The 16,396-nt window shown below is 69.9% G+C and carries 10 protein-coding genes and 4 tRNA genes; 8 read left to right on the top strand and 6 right to left on the bottom strand.

From position 1 onward, the window contains the following. Positions 1-9 precede the first annotated feature (9 nt). From ACWCPF_RS33350 to ACWCPF_RS33335, 4 genes are all read right to left on the bottom strand, one after another. Complete coding sequence (locus ACWCPF_RS33350) at positions 10-2,124, bottom strand: FG-GAP-like repeat-containing protein (protein ID WP_451048826.1); 2,115 nt, start codon at positions 2,122-2,124, stop codon at positions 10-12. A 282-nt stretch (positions 2,125-2,406) separates the two neighbouring features. Then, positions 2,407-4,662 carry a DEAD/DEAH box helicase gene (locus ACWCPF_RS33345; RefSeq protein WP_451048825.1) on the bottom strand — a complete coding sequence of 752 codons (2,256 nt, stop codon included), beginning with the start codon at positions 4,660-4,662 and terminating at the stop codon, positions 2,407-2,409. A 234-nt stretch (positions 4,663-4,896) separates the two neighbouring features. After that, the gene (locus tag ACWCPF_RS33340; protein ID WP_451048824.1) at positions 4,897-5,451 is read right to left on the bottom strand and encodes a hypothetical protein; all 555 of its coding nucleotides are present in this window, start codon (positions 5,449-5,451) and stop codon (positions 4,897-4,899) included. Positions 5,452-5,569: 118 nt separating this feature from the next. Further along, entirely contained in the window at positions 5,570-5,920 is a 351-nt protein-coding gene (locus ACWCPF_RS33335) for a metallopeptidase family protein (RefSeq protein ID WP_109004752.1), read from the bottom strand. A gap of 83 nt (positions 5,921-6,003) precedes the next feature. On the opposite strand from ACWCPF_RS33335, the gene ACWCPF_RS33330 reads away from it, so the two are divergent. The 7 genes from ACWCPF_RS33330 (at position 6,004) to ACWCPF_RS33300 (ending at position 12,753) form a co-directional block, all read left to right on the top strand. Then, positions 6,004-7,650, top strand: coding sequence for a metallophosphoesterase family protein (locus ACWCPF_RS33330; RefSeq protein ID WP_451048823.1), 1,647 nt, complete (start codon positions 6,004-6,006; stop codon positions 7,648-7,650). A gap of 80 nt (positions 7,651-7,730) precedes the next feature. Continuing rightward, a tRNA-Glu gene (locus ACWCPF_RS33325) sits at positions 7,731-7,803 on the top strand. A 38-nt stretch (positions 7,804-7,841) separates the two neighbouring features. Continuing rightward, a tRNA-Asp gene (locus ACWCPF_RS33320) sits at positions 7,842-7,916 on the top strand. A gap of 24 nt (positions 7,917-7,940) precedes the next feature. After that, positions 7,941-8,017: transfer RNA gene (locus ACWCPF_RS33315), tRNA-Phe, on the top strand. A 103-nt stretch (positions 8,018-8,120) separates the two neighbouring features. Beyond that, entirely contained in the window at positions 8,121-12,089 is a 3,969-nt protein-coding gene (gene hrpA, locus ACWCPF_RS33310) for an ATP-dependent RNA helicase HrpA (RefSeq protein ID WP_451048822.1), read from the top strand. Between the two features lie 94 nt (positions 12,090-12,183). Further along, positions 12,184-12,258, top strand: a tRNA-Asp gene (locus ACWCPF_RS33305). Between the two features lie 303 nt (positions 12,259-12,561). Further along, positions 12,562-12,753: a DUF6274 family protein gene (locus ACWCPF_RS33300; protein WP_451048821.1), complete on the top strand. Its 192-nt coding sequence runs from the start codon at positions 12,562-12,564 to the stop codon at positions 12,751-12,753. A 435-nt stretch (positions 12,754-13,188) separates the two neighbouring features. On the opposite strand, the gene bldC is transcribed toward ACWCPF_RS33300, so the two are convergent. Continuing rightward, on the bottom strand, positions 13,189-13,395 hold the full coding sequence (bldC, locus tag ACWCPF_RS33295) for a developmental transcriptional regulator BldC (RefSeq protein WP_003949541.1): 207 nt from the start codon (positions 13,393-13,395) through the stop codon (positions 13,189-13,191). 689 nt (positions 13,396-14,084) lie between these two features. After that, positions 14,085-14,927 carry a hypothetical protein gene (locus ACWCPF_RS33290; RefSeq protein WP_451048820.1) on the bottom strand — a complete coding sequence of 281 codons (843 nt, stop codon included), beginning with the start codon at positions 14,925-14,927 and terminating at the stop codon, positions 14,085-14,087. A gap of 187 nt (positions 14,928-15,114) precedes the next feature. Between ACWCPF_RS33290 and ACWCPF_RS33285 the strand changes: the two genes are divergently transcribed. Then, positions 15,115-16,218 (top strand): Leu/Phe/Val dehydrogenase, encoded by a 1,104-nt coding sequence (locus ACWCPF_RS33285; RefSeq protein WP_451048819.1) that lies wholly within the window; start codon positions 15,115-15,117, stop codon positions 16,216-16,218. The last annotated feature ends 178 nt before the right edge of the window (positions 16,219-16,396 follow it).

Here is a 16,396-nt window from a genome sequence, read left to right as displayed (position 1 = left end):
ACAACTTGGCTAGAAAATACCCTTGTAGCCCTGCCAGCCGACGCCGATCTTCACCCGCGGACTGAAGGACCCCGTCCCGTTCCCCGGAACGCGGTACAGCACCCCCGCGGTGTCCCGGGCGACCAGATCCGCCTTGCCGTCCCCGGTGATGTCGCCGACGCCCACGACCACGTCGTACGGAGCACCCCAGTTCGCGTACAGCTTCACGCCGGGGCCGAAGGTGCCCTTGCCGGTGCCGTAGAACCGGTACAGGTTGTTCGCCTTGTCCTGCGCGAGCAGGTCCCCGATCCCGTCCCCGTTGAGATCCCCGGCCCCGACGACCTTCTTGTACGTCTTCCAGTTGGCGTACAGCTTCACCCCGGCCGCCAGCCGCCCCGCACTCGTGCCCTTGTACAGATACACCGCGCCCGTCGCCGCGTTACGGGCGACCAGATCGGGCCGACCGTCCCCGCTGACATCACCGGTCGAGGTCAGAACGTCGAACTGGTTCCAGCCGGTGCCGAGCGACACATGGCTGTCCGAAGGGGCGTACGACATGCCGCACAGGCCCGTGTAGCGGCGCAGCTCGCCGTTGGGCATCCGGGTCAGCATCTCGGCGCACCGGTCGCCCGTCAGGTCGCCGAAGGGCACCGCGACGGTCCTGGCGGGCCAGCCGGAAGCCGACTGCTTCCAGTCGAAGGAGCCCGCGCCCTTGGTGTAGCGCAGCGTCAGGACACCGGAGGAGTCGAGCGTGACCAGTTCGCCGTAGCTGTAGCCGCCCTGATCGTGATGGCCCTGAAGACTCCCGGAGAGCCCGATGCCACCGCCGGACGTGTACGTACCGGCGCCCTCGGCCGCCGTCGCGGTCAGGGTCCAGGTGTAAGCGCCGTTGTACAGATATGCGCCCGCGTCTGAACGCCCGTTCCAGCCGGCCTCGGGGGCCGTGCCGGTGCCGCTCTGGGTGTGCACGACCCGGCCCTGGGGATCCTTCACGGTGAACGTCCACATGGCCGGTTTGTTGAACTGCCAGGTGCTGTTCCACGAGTCGTCCGTGACGTCGACGGAACCGTCGTCGACCTCGGACTCGATCAGCGCCAGCGGCTGCGACGGCACCCCGCTCTGCACCACGTGCACGGTGTGCGCCGCGTCCACGTACGCGATGTCCCCGCCGAACTTGTCCACGGACCAGGTCAGCCGCCGCTGGTCGACGGTGTTCCCGGCCGGCAGGTCCGCCACGTCGCGCGCGGCCGTGGCGGTACCGGCGTGGAAATCGGTCAGCGTCAGCTTCCCGGCCGTCCGGTCGTGCCGGACGAGGTAGCCGTCGCCGACGAGGACGGGCCCGGACGGCACGGTGATGTTCTTCTTCGCCGTACGGTCGTATACGCCCGCCGCGCCCGTGGGCCCACAGTTCCAGTAGACCCAGCGGCCCACGGCCTGCAATTCCTGGACCGTGCACGGCGCCCCGGTGGCCAGCGTCTCGACCGTCTTCTTCTGCTCCAGGTCGTACGCGGTGACGGTGCCGTCGCCCGCCCCCGGCGCGTACAGCCGCGAGCCCCACACGGAGGCGGCGGTGACGGCACGGGTCAGGCGCACCTTGTGCACCAGATAATGCTGCTCGGCATCGACGTACTGCTTGCCGGTCGACGCCGCGTTGTAGACGAAGTATCGGCCGGTGACGTCGACGAACCTGCCGCCACTGACGACGGGTTCGTCAGGGGCGTAGACACCGTTTTCGCTCGTCCGGATCTCCGCGCGTTCCTTGCCCTCGCTACCCTCCGCGTTTCCGAAGAAAACGCCTACGTTGCCGTTGCCGGCCCCCCGCAGCGCGGTGCAGTCGCCCGCGTCGCACGGTACCCGTTGCATGTGCGCCCCGTGCCCGTAGGTGCCCGCGTACCCGCGAAGACCCCGCTCGCCGGCGGTGGCGCCGTCGGCCGAGACCGTGCGGTTGATCACGAACAGTTCGCCGTTCGGGACCCGTTCCACCGTGGTGAGGACACCGCCGGCGTAGTCGACGCCCCACACCCCGCTGGTGTTCAGAGGCATGGGAGTGGTGTCCGCGGCCGCCGGGCCCGCGGTGGTCAACGAGCCGGCGCCGAGGGCGGCCAAGGTCGTCAGAGTGAGTGCGATCCGGGCACGCCGGGCCAAGGGTCCCTCCCCAGGGAAACAAGAACCGCTCGGCGACGGGAGGTCGGACCCTCCTCGCTCCTGGCGCGCGGCTGTGCCGAGATCCCCCTCGGCCGCACACCGCCAAGCGTCCACGCAAGGTCAAAGTAAAAGTCGAAGTCAGAGCCAAAGGATGCTAACAAGCGTCACACGGTCAGCCGTAGTGAAAAGCCGTCAACCGAAGCGCGGAAGAGCTCGGTTGAAACGCCCGAGGGCCCGCACGACCGGAATCGTGCGGGCCCTCGGGGCTGTCAGCGGGAGACGTCAGCCGTTGCGCTTCCAGCGGGGCTTGTCGTCGCGGCGGCCGAAGGAGGAGCCGCCGGTGGAGCCGGTGCCGCGGTGGTCGCCGCCGCGGTGGTCGTCACGACGGCCGTACGGGCGGTCGCCGCCACCCGAGCGGAAGCCGCCCGCGGGGCGGTCGTCGCGGCGGTCGCGGTTGAACGGACGGTCGCTGCCGCGGTGGCCGCCGGACGGGCGGTCGTCGCGGCGGAAGCCGCCGGAGGACGGACGGTCGTTGTCACGACGCTCGAAGGAACGGCCGCCACGGTCGTCGCGGTTGAAGCCACCCGAGGGGCGGTCGTCACGACGGAAGCCGCCGCGGTCGTTGTCCCGACGGTCGTTGTCGCGGCGGAAGCCACCGGACGACGGACGGTCGTTGTCACGACGCTCGAAGGAACGGCCACCGCGGTCGTCGCGGTTGAAGCCACCCGACGGACGGTCGTCACGACGGAAACCGCCGGAGGGACGGTCGTTGTCACGGCGGAAACCGCCCGACGGACGGTCGTTGTCACGGCGGAAGCCACCGGACGACGGACGGTCGTTGTCACGACGCTCGAAGGAACGGCCACCGCGGTCGTCCCGACGGTCGTCGCGGCGGAAGCCGCCACGGTCGCCGCGGTCCCCGCGGTCGCCGCCACGGTCACGGCGCTCGTAGTTGCCCCGCTCGTCGCGGTACGCCGGGCGCTCCTCGCGGCGCTCCTGGACCACCGGCTCGGACGCCACCACGGCCTCCGCGACCTCGGCCACAGCGGCCTCCGTCACCTCGGCGACCGCGGCCTCCGGGTCCTCGCCCCGCTCGCGCGCGGAACGGGCGACCAGACGGTCGGCCTCCTCGCGCAGCTCGGTGGCGCGGCGCGTCAGACGCTCCAGCTGCTTGGTGAGGTCGGCGACCTCACGCTCGGCCTGCTTGGCGGCGTTGTTCGCGGAGTCGGCCTGGACCTCGGTCAGCGAACGCGCACCGGTGATCTCGGCGACCTCCGGCTCGAACACGCCCGCGCCGCCCACGATGTGACGCGAGGCGTCGACGCCCGCGTCCTCCATCAGACGGAAGATCTGGCGGCGCTGGTGCGGCAGCGCCAGGGAGACCACGACGCCCGAGCGACCGGCGCGGGCGGTACGGCCCGAGCGGTGCAGGTAGTCCTTGTGGTCGCCGGCCGGGTCCACGTTCAGGACCAGGTCGATGCCGTCGACGTGGATGCCGCGGGCGGCGACGTCGGTGGCGACCAGCGCGTTGACGTAGCCGTCCTTGAAGTCGGCGAGCACGCGGGTACGGGCGCCCTGCGTCATGCCGCCGTGCAGCGCGTCGGCCTTCACGCCGGCCTCGACGAGCTGCTCGGCGATGCGGTCGGCGCCCAGCTGGGTGCGGACGAAGATGATCGTGCGGCCCTTGCGGGCGGCGATGGCGGCCGTGACCGGCGCCTTGTCCTTCGGCTTCACGACGAGGACGTGGTGCGTCATGGTCGTGACGTTGCCCTGGGCGCTGTCGACCTCGTGGCTGACCGGGTTCTTCAGGTAACGCTTGACCAGCGTGCCGATCTCGTTCTCCATGGTGGCGGAGAAGAGCATGCGCTGGCCGCCCTCGGGGACCTGGTCGAGCAGCTCGGTGACCTCGGGCAGGAAGCCCAGGTCGGACATCTGGTCGGCCTCGTCGAGGACGGCGACCTCGACGTTCTCCAGGGAGCAGGCGCCGCGGTTGATGATGTCGCGCAGTCGGCCCGGGGTGGCGACGAGGACGTCGACACCGCGCTCCAGGGCGTACATCTGGTTGCTCATGGACGTACCGCCGCAGACGACCTTGATCTTCAGGCCGAGCACGTCGCCGTACGGCTGAAGGGCGTCCGCGACCTGCATCGCGAGCTCACGGGTCGGGGTCAGGATGACCGCGCGGGGCTTCTTCTTCTCGGTGTGGCCGCCGGAGAGCCGGGTCAGGGTCGGCAGACCGAAGGAGAGGGTCTTGCCGGAGCCGGTGCGGCCACGGCCGAGGATGTCCTTGCCGGCCAGGGCGTCCGGGATGGTCGCCGCCTGGATCGGGAAGGGGGAGGTCACGCCGTTCTGCGTGAGCTTGCGCACCACGCCCTCGGGCAGCCCGAGGTCGGCGAACGTCACGGTCGGCTCGGCGGCCTCGGCGGACTCGGCCTCGACGACCTCGATCACCTCGACGGTCTCGTCGTTCTGCACGAGCTCGATCGCCTCGTCGTTGTTCTCGGGCACGACGGCGTGATCAGTACTGGAAATGGACATGCTGATGCGAAACCTTCCGGAGTCTCTTCGGCACGCGCCCGTCAACTCCGTGTTCGCATTGCACTACGACCGCCTCTATGCGGTCAGCCACGGTAAGGGAGAGAACGCGCCACACGGCGCGCTCTGCGGTGGCGCCGGGCAAATGGGATCAAACGATCTACCAAGATACGCACCCTGGCCACCGAAGGCAAACCGAGCCCCATCACCGCAGCTCAGCGGCCATCCGCCCGCCGTCTAGAAGGCCGGCGAACCGGCCTCGGGAGCCGGCTCCCGCTCCGCCAGCTGGGGCACCGTCCCCCCACCCGAACCCCCGCCCGACTCATGCGCCGAGGACGACGGCTCGGCGACCGGCGGCTCCGGAGTGACCGACGGCGGCTCGGGCGTGGGCTCGGGCGGCTCCGGGTCCGGTGAATGCGCCGGCGCGGACGGCTGCGCCCTGGTCGGCGTCGGCGCCCCCGGCTGATCGCTCCGCCCGGGCTGCACGACCCCCGGCGAGGCCGGCGCGCTCCGGCCCGCCGAGGGCGAGGCCGAGCCGGACGCCGACGCGCTGGCCCTGCCCTTGCCGCCCTTGCCGTGTCCGCGCTTGCCGTCCCCGCCCGCCGCGTCCATCCCGGACCCGCCGCCGGCGCCCGCCGAACCCCCCTCCGGCGCCTCACCGGCGTGCCGGCCCGCCGAGTGCGAGGGTTTGGCCCGGCCGCCCTCTCCGTCCCCCACGCTCATACAGCCGGCGGCAGCGGCGACGGCCAGAGCCGTCACGGCCAGACGAACGGGTACGTACAAGGGGCGCACGGGGCCACCTCCGGGGCAGACGCAAGGAGTCGACGTGTCCAACTCCCGCCGCCCGCAAGAAGACACGCGCGGGGGCACGCGCCAACACGCGCCCCCTGCCGCGGCGCCGCCCGTCGGCTCAGCCGTAGCCGAGGGCGTGCAGCCGCGCGTCGTCGATGCCGAAGTGATGGGCGATCTCGTGCACCACCGTGACCTCCGTCTCGGCGACCACTTCCTCCCGGGACGCGCACATCCGCAGCGTCGGCCCCCGGTAGATCGTGATCCGGTCCGGCAGCACCCCCGCGTACCACTCGCCGCGATCCGTCAGCGGGGTCCCCTCGTAGAGCCCGAGCAGCTCGGGATCGTCCGCCGGCGGCTCGTCCTCGACGAACACCGCGACGTTGTCCATCAGCCGCGTCAGCTCCGGCGGAATCCGGTCCAGCGCCTCGGCGACCAGTTCCTCGAACTCCTCGCGCGTCATCTCCAGCACAGGCCCATTGTCGGGTACGACGCCCCCGCGTGAAGGTGTGAACCGTCCGCATACCCGCACGCACACCGGGGCATACGGCACCAATGGCCCGCGCCCGCGTCCCCGCCGCAGTCCTGGAGCGCCTCAGGCACTCCATCCCTCGCTCCACCCACCGCTCCATCCCTCGCTCCACCCGCCGACACACCACCCCCGAACTCGCCGCCCGGCCCAACCCCTGGGTGCGCGCCCTCGGCCTGACCGCCGTGGTCCTCGCCGGCGCCTGGCTCGGCCTGCTGGTCGTCGGGAACGTCCGGGTCTCCGTCGGCCCCATGGACACGACGATGACCCTGCGCCCCTCCGTCACCGGCGGCACGAAGATCAACGTCTCCCCGCTCGGCGCGCTCACCCTGGACAGCCACATCGCCCCGGTCCGCCTCGACGTGAACGTCGACCAGCTCGACCCGGTCCGCGCCGAGGCCCTCGTCAACCACCCCGAGCGCCTCTCCGGCCTCCAGGACGAGGTCGCCCGCGACGTCGAGCACGGCACCCTCGACCTCGCGCTGCGCTCCTGCGTCGCCGTCGTCTCCGGCGCCACCGCCCTCGGCCTCGCCGTCTACCGCCGCCCCCGCCGCGCCCTCGCCGCCGGCGGCCTCGCCCTCGCCCTGCTGACCGCCTCGGGCGCGACCGCGTACGCCACCTGGAACCCCAACTCGGTGCTGGAACCGCGGTTCTCCGGCCTGCTGTCCTCGGCGCCCTCCCTGGTGGGCAACGCACGCAGCATCGTCACCGAGTTCGACGTCTACCAGCAGGAACTCGCCCGCCTGGTCACCAACGTGACCAAGCTCTACGACGCCACCTCCACCCTCCCCACCTACCAGCCGGACCCGACGACCGTCCGCGTCCTGCATGTCTCCGACATCCATCTGAACCCCGCGAGCTGGAAGATCATCGCCTCGCTCGTCGAGCAGTACAAGGTCGACGTGATCGTCGACTCCGGCGACACGATGGACCACGGGACGGCCGCCGAGAACGGCTTCCTGGACCCGGTCGCCACCCTGGGCGCGCCGTACGTCTGGGTCAGGGGCAACCACGACTCCCGCGTCACCCAGCGCTACCTGGAGGGCATGAAGAACGTGCACGTCCTCGACGACGGCCGCGCGGTCACCGTCGCCGGGCTGCGCTTCGCGGGCATCGGCGACCCCCAGTTCACCCCCGACCGCTCCACCGAACCCGGCGCGGCCGAGACCCAGGAGGCGGCGGGCGCCCGCCTGGCCCAGGCGCTGCGCGCCCAGAGGTCCGCCGGCACCCCGGTCGACGTGGCCGTCGCCCACGAGCCCTCCGCCGCCCGCGGCACCGACGGCGAGGTGCCCCTCGTCCTGGCCGGTCATCTCCACCACGAGGAGATGCAGGTCATGAAGAAGGGCACCCGGCTGCGCGTCGAGGGCTCGACGGGCGGCAGCGGTCTGCGCGCCGTCGAGGGCAAGTACCCGGACCCCATCGAGGCGTCGATCCTCTACTTCGACAGCGACACGCACCGACTCCAGGCCTGGGACGAGATCAAACTCGGCGGTCTCGGCCTGACGACGGCCGAGGTCAGCCGCCACCTCCCGAAGGAGAACCAACCGGGCGCCGCCCCGTCCCCGAGCCCTACCCCGACTCCCACCCCGAGCCCCTCCCCCGGCCCGCCCTCCGGCACGCCCGTCAGCCCCTCCGGGACGCCCGCCCGAACCCCTTCCGGGACTGCCTCGTAAACCGTTTTGGCGATACCCCCCGCCATCCCATATGCTCATGACGTCCCCGACGCGCTGCGAAGCGCCCAGGCGGGCCGATAGCCCTCATCGTCTAGCGGCCTAGGACGCCGCCCTTTCAAGGCGGTAGCACGGGTTCGAATCCCGTTGGGGGCACGCAACACCGTGTGCGACACTGTCGTACGCAACAGCAAGGTCCTGTGGAGCAGTTTGGAGTGCTCGCCACCCTGTCAAGGTGGAGGCCGCGGGTTCAAATCCCGTCAGGACCGCTGAGGTTTCACGTGAAACCTCGTGGCTGGGTAGCTCAGTTGGTACGAGCGATCGCCTGAAAAGCGATAGGTCGCCGGTTCGACCCCGGCCCCAGCCACCACCAAGGCCCCGATCTTCGGATCGGGGCCTTTTTGCGCTCGTGGGCAGCCGGCGGACAAAAGGGTTCGCCATGAAATTCGCCGGGATGAGATCCTGGATCGCGTATGTCTACGCACCCCGCCCCCGGCGCCTCTGCTCCGGGCACCCCCGCCCTCGGCGCCCTCGCCCCACGCCTGGCCGAGCTGTCCCTGCGCGACGCGCACCGGCTCGGGCGCAGGCTCGAAGGTGCGCGCAGGATCCGCAAGCCGGAGGCCCGCGCCGCCGTCCTCGCCGAGATCGAGGCGGAGGTCGCGCAGGTCGAGGAGCGGATGACGCTGCGCCGCGGCCGCCTGCCCGTCGTCTCGTACCCGGAGCAGCTCCCGGTCAGCCAGAAGAAGGACGAGATCGCGGCCGCCATCCGTGATCACCAGGTCGTCATCGTCGCCGGTGAGACCGGGTCCGGCAAGACCACCCAGATTCCCAAGATCTGTCTCGAACTGGGGCGTGGCGTCCGCGGCATGATCGGGCACACCCAGCCCCGTCGTATCGCCGCGCGCACCGTCGCCGAGCGGGTCGCGGAGGAGCTGCGGACGCCGCTCGGCGAGGCCGTCGGCTGGAAGGTGCGGTTCACCGACCAGGTGAACCCGGACGCCACCTTCGTGAAGCTGATGACGGACGGCATCCTCCTCGCGGAGATCCAGACCGACCGCGAGCTGCGCGCCTACGACACGATCATCATCGACGAGGCCCACGAGCGGTCCCTCAACATCGACTTCCTGCTGGGCTACCTCGCCCAACTGCTGCCGCGCCGCCCCGATCTCAAGGTCGTCATCACCTCCGCCACGATCGACCCGGAGCGTTTCTCCCGGCACTTCGGCGAAGCGCCGATCGTCGAGGTCAGCGGGCGGACGTACCCGGTGGAGGTCCGCTACCGGCCGCTCCTCGAAGAGGACTCCGAGGACACCGACCGCGACCAGATCACCGCGATCTGCGATGCCGCCGAGGAGCTGATGGCCGAGGGGCCGGGCGACATCCTGGTCTTCCTCTCCGGCGAGCGGGAGATCCGCGACACGGCGGACGCGCTGGACAAGAAGAAGTACCGGTTCACCGAGGTCCTGCCCCTCTATGCCCGGCTCTCGCACGCCGAGCAGCACCGGGTGTTCCAGGCGCACACGGGTCGCAGGATCGTTCTGGCGACCAACGTGGCCGAGACCTCCCTGACCGTCCCGGGCATCAAGTACGTCATCGACCCCGGCTTCGCCCGCATCAGCCGCTACAGCCACCGCACCAAGGTGCAGCGCCTGCCCATCGAACCGATCTCGCAGGCCAGCGCCAACCAGCGCAAGGGCCGCTGCGGCCGCACCAGCGACGGCATCTGCATCCGGCTCTACGACGAGGACGACTTCGTCGCCCGCCCGGAGTTCACGGACGCGGAGATCCTGCGGACGAACCTGGCGAGCGTCATCCTGCAGATGACCGCGGCCGGCCTCGGCGAGATCGAGAAGTTCCCGTTCATCGATCCCCCGGACCACCGCAACATCCGCGACGGCGTGCAGCTGCTCCAGGAGCTGAACGCGCTGGACCCGACCGAGAAGGACCCCCGCAAGCGGCTCACCCAGACCGGTCGCAAGCTGGCCCAGCTGCCCGTGGACCCGCGGCTGGCCCGGATGGTCCTGGAGGCCGACAAGAACGGCTGCGTACGCGAGGTCATGGTCATAGCGGCCGCGCTGTCCATCCAGGACCCGCGCGAGCGCCCCGCCGACAAGCAGACGCAGGCCGACCAGCAGCACGCCCGCTTCAAGGACGAGACCAGCGACTTCCTCGCGTATCTCAACCTGTGGCGGTACATCCGCGAGCAGCAGCGGGAGCGCGGCTCGTCGTCCTTCCGCCGGATGTGCAAGCAGGAGTACCTGAACTTCCTGCGGATCCGCGAGTGGCAGGACATCTACGCCCAGCTGCGCACGGTCGCCAAGCAGATGGGCATCCATCTGAACGAGGAGGACGCGCCCGAGCAGAGTGTGCATGTCTCGCTCCTCGCCGGGCTGCTGTCGCACATCGGCATGAAGGATGTGAAGGACGGCAACAAGAACGAGTACCTGGGCGCGCGGAGCGCCAAGTTCGCGATCTTCCCGGGCTCCTCCCTCTTCAAGAAGCAGCCGCGCTTCGTGATGTCCGCCGAGCTGGTCGAGACCTCCCGGCTCTGGGCGCGCGTCAACGCGAAGATCGAGCCGGAGTGGGTCGAGCCGCTCGCCGGGCACCTCCTGAAGCGGACGTACAGCGAGCCGCACTGGGAGAAGGACCAGGCCGCCGTGATGGCAGACGAGAAGGTCACGCTCTACGGCGTGCCGATCATCGCCCAGCGGAAGGTCAACTACGGCCGGATCGACCCGGAGACCTCCCGCGCCCTGTTCATCCGCAACGCGCTGGTCGAGGGCGACTGGCGCACGCACCACAAGTTCTTCTCGGACAACCGCCGGCTGCTCAGCGAGGTCGAGGAGCTGGAGAACCGGGCCCGGCGCCGGGACATCGTCGTCGACGACGAGACGCTGTTCGACTTCTACGACCAGCGGGTGCCCGAACACGTGGTGTCCGGCGCGCACTTCGACTCCTGGTGGAAGCACAAGCGGCACGAGCAGCCCGACTTCCTCGACTTCGAGCGGGAGATGCTCATCCGGGAGTCGGCGGAGGCGGTCACGAAGGCCGACTACCCGGACTCCTGGCGGCAGGGCCCGCTGAAGTTCCGCGTCACGTACCAGTTCGAGCCCGGCGCGGACGCGGACGGCGTGACCGTCCACATCCCGCTCCAGGTCCTCAACCAGGTCACGGACGAGGGCTTCGACTGGCAGATCCCGGGCCTGCGGGCGGAGGTCGTCACGGAGCTGATCCGCTCCCTGCCGAAGCCGATCCGCCGCAACTACGTGCCGGCGCCCAACTTCGCGCAGCGCTTCCTGGACCAGGCGGTGCCGCTCCAGGAACCGCTGACGACGGCCATGGCGCGCGACCTGAAACGAATGGTCGGCGTCCCGTTCGAGGCCGACGACTTCGACTGGTCGCGGCTCCCCGACCATCTGAAGATCACTTTCCGGATCGTGGACGAGCGGCGCCGCAATCTCGCCGAGGACAAGGACCTGGAGGCCCTCAAGCTCCGGCTGAAGCCGAAGGCGAGACAGGCCATCTCGCAGGCCGCCGCGGCCATCGCCGAGCGCCAGGGCGGCGAGTCCCTGGAACGTTCGGGCCTGACGGACTGGACGATCGGCACGCTCACCCGCGTCTTCGAGACCCGCCGCGCCGGCCAGCCGGTGAAGGCGTACCCGGCGCTCGTGGACGACGGCGACACGGTCTCCGTACGCCTCTTCGACACGGAGGCGGAGCAGGCCGAGGCCATGTGGAAGGGCACGCGCCGGCTCATCCTGCGCAACATCCCGGTGAACCCGGCAAAGTTCGCATCCGAGAAGTTGACGAACCCTCAGAAGCTCGCGCTGTCCGCGAATCCGCACGGTTCGATCCAGGCTCTGTTCGACGACTGCGCGATGGCGGCGGCGGACCGGCTGATCGCCGACTTCGGCGGTCCGGCGTGGGACGAGGAGTCCTACCGGAAGCTCTACGACAAGGTGCGCGCGGAGATCGTCGACACGACCGTGCGGACGGTCGGGGCGGTCCAGCAGGTGCTGGCGGCCTGGCAGGCCTGTGAGCGCCGCCTGAAGGGCGTACGCAGCCCCGTGCTGCTCGCGAACCTGACGGACGTCCGCGGCCAGCTGGACGCCCTGGTGAAGCCCGGCTTCGTGACCTGGGCGGGGATCCGCCGCCTCCCCGACCTGATGCGCTACCTGGTGGCCGCGGACCGCCGGCTCCAGCAGATGCCGACGGGCGTGCAGCGGGACACCAGCCGCATGGAGAAGGTCCACGAGATGCAGGACGAGTACGCGTGGCTGCTGGAACAACTGCCGCCGGGCCGGCCGGTTCCGCAGCAGGTCCTGGACATCCGCTGGATGCTCGAGGAGCTCCGGGTCAGCTATTTCGCCCACGCGCTGGGCACGGCGTACCCGGTCTCCGACAAGCGGATCGTGAAGGCGATCGACGCGGCCGCGCCGTAACGGCACCGGTACAGAGGGTGAGTTCGACCAGCGGGCGCACCCTCCTGTACAGTCCTTCTCGCAGCACAGCGCAACATCAAGTGCCGCAGAGCAAGGTCCTGTGGAGCAGTTTGGAGTGCTCGCCACCCTGTCAAGGTGGAGGCCGCGGGTTCAAATCCCGTCAGGACCGCAGTGAACACGGAAGGCCCGCATCCCGGCCAGGGAAGCGGGCCTTCTGAGCGTCGCGACCAGCTCCGACTTCCGCTCGCCGCCCTGTCAAGGTGGAGGCCGCGCCCGCGGCGCAGCCGCAATCGGGTACAGCAAATCCCGTCAGGACCGCAGCCCGGATCTTCGGATCCGGGCTCTTCTGCTTGCCCGCTGCTTGTCGGCCGCTTCTCCGCCGCTTGCCCGCCCGTCTCTTGACGGCGTCACATTCCGCCGGTACTCCAGAACTCAGGGCCCGCGCCTCGCGGAGCCCAGGTGGAGGTGGGGTATGGCGGCATCGGTCAGGCACGAGACGCGGGCGCTGCTCCGCGCGCATCTGTCGGCCGCGTCGCCCTACCGGCATCTGACCCGCCACTGCCCGATCTGCATCCGCCTGCAGCGGTTGGCGATGGACGGCGCCCCAGCGGGTACAGAGACCCCCGAGGGGACCGTGGAGGGCGACGGCCCCTCGCCCGAGTGATCGCCGTCAACGGCCGTACCCGCGTGGGGTGATGGAGCATCAGTGCCCCTATTAGCGCAGGCGAGTGACCGGCGACAAGACCTCTGGCATGTGACGGGTGTCACGGCATATCTTTTGAAAACCCAGGTTCTTACCGGCCTCCTACAACTGGTCAATTTTATATGTGCAATTGCACCACTGCGGAGGATGCCCCCAGGAACCCTCCCAGAGCCTCCCCAGACTCCGACAAGCTTGCTCACAGAGCGACCTGATACGGCCCCTCAGACCGACTCAAGCGCACAAAAAAGATCGCGCTGGACTCGGCGGAGTCCAGCGCGATCAACGACGTTCCCGTGGGCGAGGGGCCTGTTGGGGCAGGACCCACGTCGCTTGTAGCCAGGTTCCGGGCGTCCGTGCAGATTGGGGGACCTGCCGTGTTGCCCGGTTATTCAGTTGTCAGGCCTCGCTGCGCTGCTGCGGGATGCCCGCAAGCAGTGCGCGGACCTCAGCCTCGCGATAACGGCGGTGTCCGCCGAGCGTACGAATCGACGTGAGCTTGCCGGCCTTCGCCCACCGCGTGACCGTCTTAGGGTCGACGCGGAACATGGTGGCGACCTCAGCCGGGGTCAGCAGCGGCTCAGCATCAGGGGTGCGAGCGGTCATGAGCGGCCTCCTCGGGAGAACCGAACCTTCTCGGTTCTTTCCTCTAAATTCTGCACCTTGACCCGCGTTGCCCGAAATGGCGGACGCGAGTCGAGTCGGTTATAGGACGAACGGCTTGTCCTCGGCACTACAACTACACCATCCGTCCAGCCGCGTCGGCCAAACCGATGGAATTGCCCCCCAGGTGTTCATCGGCGACGGAAGCCGATGGACCATGCCATAGCGGACAGTCACGCCACTGTGACGATCAGTCACAGGGGCGATCAGGAGTCACCAGACCCCCCAAAGCGTGCAATGCTGAGTTTTCCCCCCACAGTGGAGCATAAGTAGGCGGAGGAGCCCTCCCCGGACTCCTTGTCCTATTTTGGCACGAGGAGGGGCAAGCGGCGCAAGGGCCCTGTACGTGCGGTCCGTCACCCTTGCGACATAAGCCCGGATCGGGACCTACGTGGACCTACGTCCCGTCAGTTCCGTGAAGTCCCGTTGACCGTACGCTGTTCGAGCGCTCCACGGCCGTGACCTAGGTCACTAAAGTAAGCGCTGTCACATCTGTTACATCGTCAGATCAAAGGTAGATCAACTCGGCGGTGGACCCACACAACAGTTCACGGATGAGTCCGCGGACCGGTTCACAGATGAGACAAGTTCGTGGATCGGTTCAAGGACCGGTTCGAGGATCAGCGCGCTGATCAGTTCGCCGAGCGCCGGTCCCGGATCGAACGCCACCGCTCCACCAGCCGCCCGTACGCCTCGCCCGCCGCCGCGCCGTCCCCGACGCGCAGCGCCTGGATGCCGTCGGCCACGTCCTTCGCCGAGTGGTCGTCCTCCAGATCACCGGCCGGCAGCAGGTGCACCAGGCCGCCGTAATCCAGTTCCACCAGCGAACGCGGGTGGAATTCCTCGAGCCAGCGGCCGACGTCCACCAGGCCGTCGATGAGCGGACCCTCGTCCGTCGCGTCGCGCAGCGTGCGCAGCGACCGGGCCACCCGGCGGCGCGCCTGGACCATCGGTGTGCGGTAGCGCAGCACGGGGGCCAGCTCCGCCGTCCCCTTCTCGTACTCCCGCTCCTCGTCGGAGACCAGCACGAACCAGTTGAGCGGCACCTGCCAGACCGCCGTGCGGATCCACGGCCGGGCGTCGGGGTTGCGCTCCAGCCACCGCTCGTGGTCCTTGGCCGCCTCCAGCCGCACGACCTCGGGCAGCGCCGCCTCCAGCACCGGCCGGGGCAGCTCCTCGTCCAGCTCCGCCAGGGCCAGCCAGCCGCGCAGCCGGGTCCGCCAGGGGCAGACGCAGAGCACGCCGTCCACGTCCGCCACGAAAGCGTCGCCGCTCTCGTGCACCCGTACGGCGACCGGCGGGGTGGCCAGCAGGTCGGCCAGCGAGCGGCGCAGCTCGTCCTGGTAGGAGGGCAGCTCGGGGCGGCCGGCGTAGCGCGCCCAGTGGGTGCGCTCGGGTTCGGGGAAGGCGGCCAGCGGTTCGTACACGCGCAGATACACCGTGTACGGAACGATCAACGAGGACACCTTGGGCACGCCTGCTCCCTCCCCCTTCCGCCGACCGGGAAACCCTGCGAATCGTCCCACGGCGGCACTTCGGGAGAAGGTGATCCGCAACACTGCGAGATCGGCGGGGCATGCGGGTCTACGCTCGGACCACAGGCCCCGCCACCCTTACGGTGCCTGCGTCCCGACCGCCGCTAGTTACCCGGGAGTCACCACAGTGACCGACGTATCCGGCGCACCTGCTGATGTACTGCACACCCTGTTCCACTCGGACCAGGGCGGTCATGAGCAAGTCGTGCTCTGCCAGGACCGCGCCAGCGGCCTCAAGGCCGTCATCGCCCTCCACTCCACCGCTCTGGGCCCCGGCCTCGGCGGTACCCGCTTCTACCCGTACGCGACCGAGGCGGCGGCCGTCGCCGACGCCCTGAACCTCGCGCGCGGGATGTCGTACAAGAACGCCATGGCCGGGCTGGACCACGGCGGCGGCAAGGCTGTGATCATCGGCGATCCCGATGTGATCAAGACCGAGGAGCTGCTGCTCGCGTACGGCCGTTTCGTGGCCTCCCTCGGCGGGCGGTACGTGACCGCCTGCGACGTCGGCACCTATGTCGCCGACATGGACGTCGTGGCGCGCGAGTGCCGCTGGACGACCGGCCGCTCCCCGGAGAACGGCGGGGCCGGCGACTCGTCCGTGCTGACCGCCTTCGGCGTCTACCAGGGCATGCGGGCCTCGGCGCAGTACCTGTGGGGCGACCCGTCGCTGCGGGGCCGCAGGGTCGGCATCGCCGGCGTCGGCAAGGTCGGCCACCACCTGGTGGGGCATCTGCGCGGCGAGGGCGCCGAGGTCGTCGTCACGGACGTGCGCGAGGACGCCGTGCGCCGGATCCTCGACCGCTACCCGGAGGGTGTGACGGCGGTCGCCGACACGGAGGCGCTGATCCGCGTGGACGGGCTCGACGTCTACGCGCCCTGTGCGCTCGGGGGTGCGCTGAGCGACGACTCGGTGCCGGTGCTGACGGCGAAGGTCGTGTGCGGCGCGGCCAACAACCAGCTCGCCCACCCGGGGGTGGAGAAGGACCTCGCCGATCGCGGGATCCTCTACGCGCCGGACTACGTGGTGAACGCCGGCGGGGTCATCCAGGTCGCCGACGAGCTGCACGGGTTCGACTTCGAGCGGTGCAAGGCGAAGGCGGCGAAGATTTTCGACACCACCCTCGGAATCTTCGCACGTGCGAAGGCTGACGGGATTCCGCCGGCCGCGGCGGCCGACCGGATCGCCGAACAGCGGATGCACGAGGCGGCCCAGGCGCGCGGCTGGTGAGGTCCGTCCGGGGCTCCGAGCGCCCGGTCCTGGGGTTTCGTCGGTACCGGCCGGTGGAAAGTTAGAGAGAACTCTCACTCTTCCCGGCGGGTTGCCCGCCGATAAGTGGTTAAAATCGCCACTGACCAGCAAGGACAGGGCGCTCGAAAGGTGCTGTGCACACGCGCGTGGTACGGGC

The sequence above is a fragment of the Streptomyces sp. NPDC001858 genome (assembly GCF_053594615.1).
This window is presented reverse-complemented; position numbering and strand designations above follow the sequence as displayed.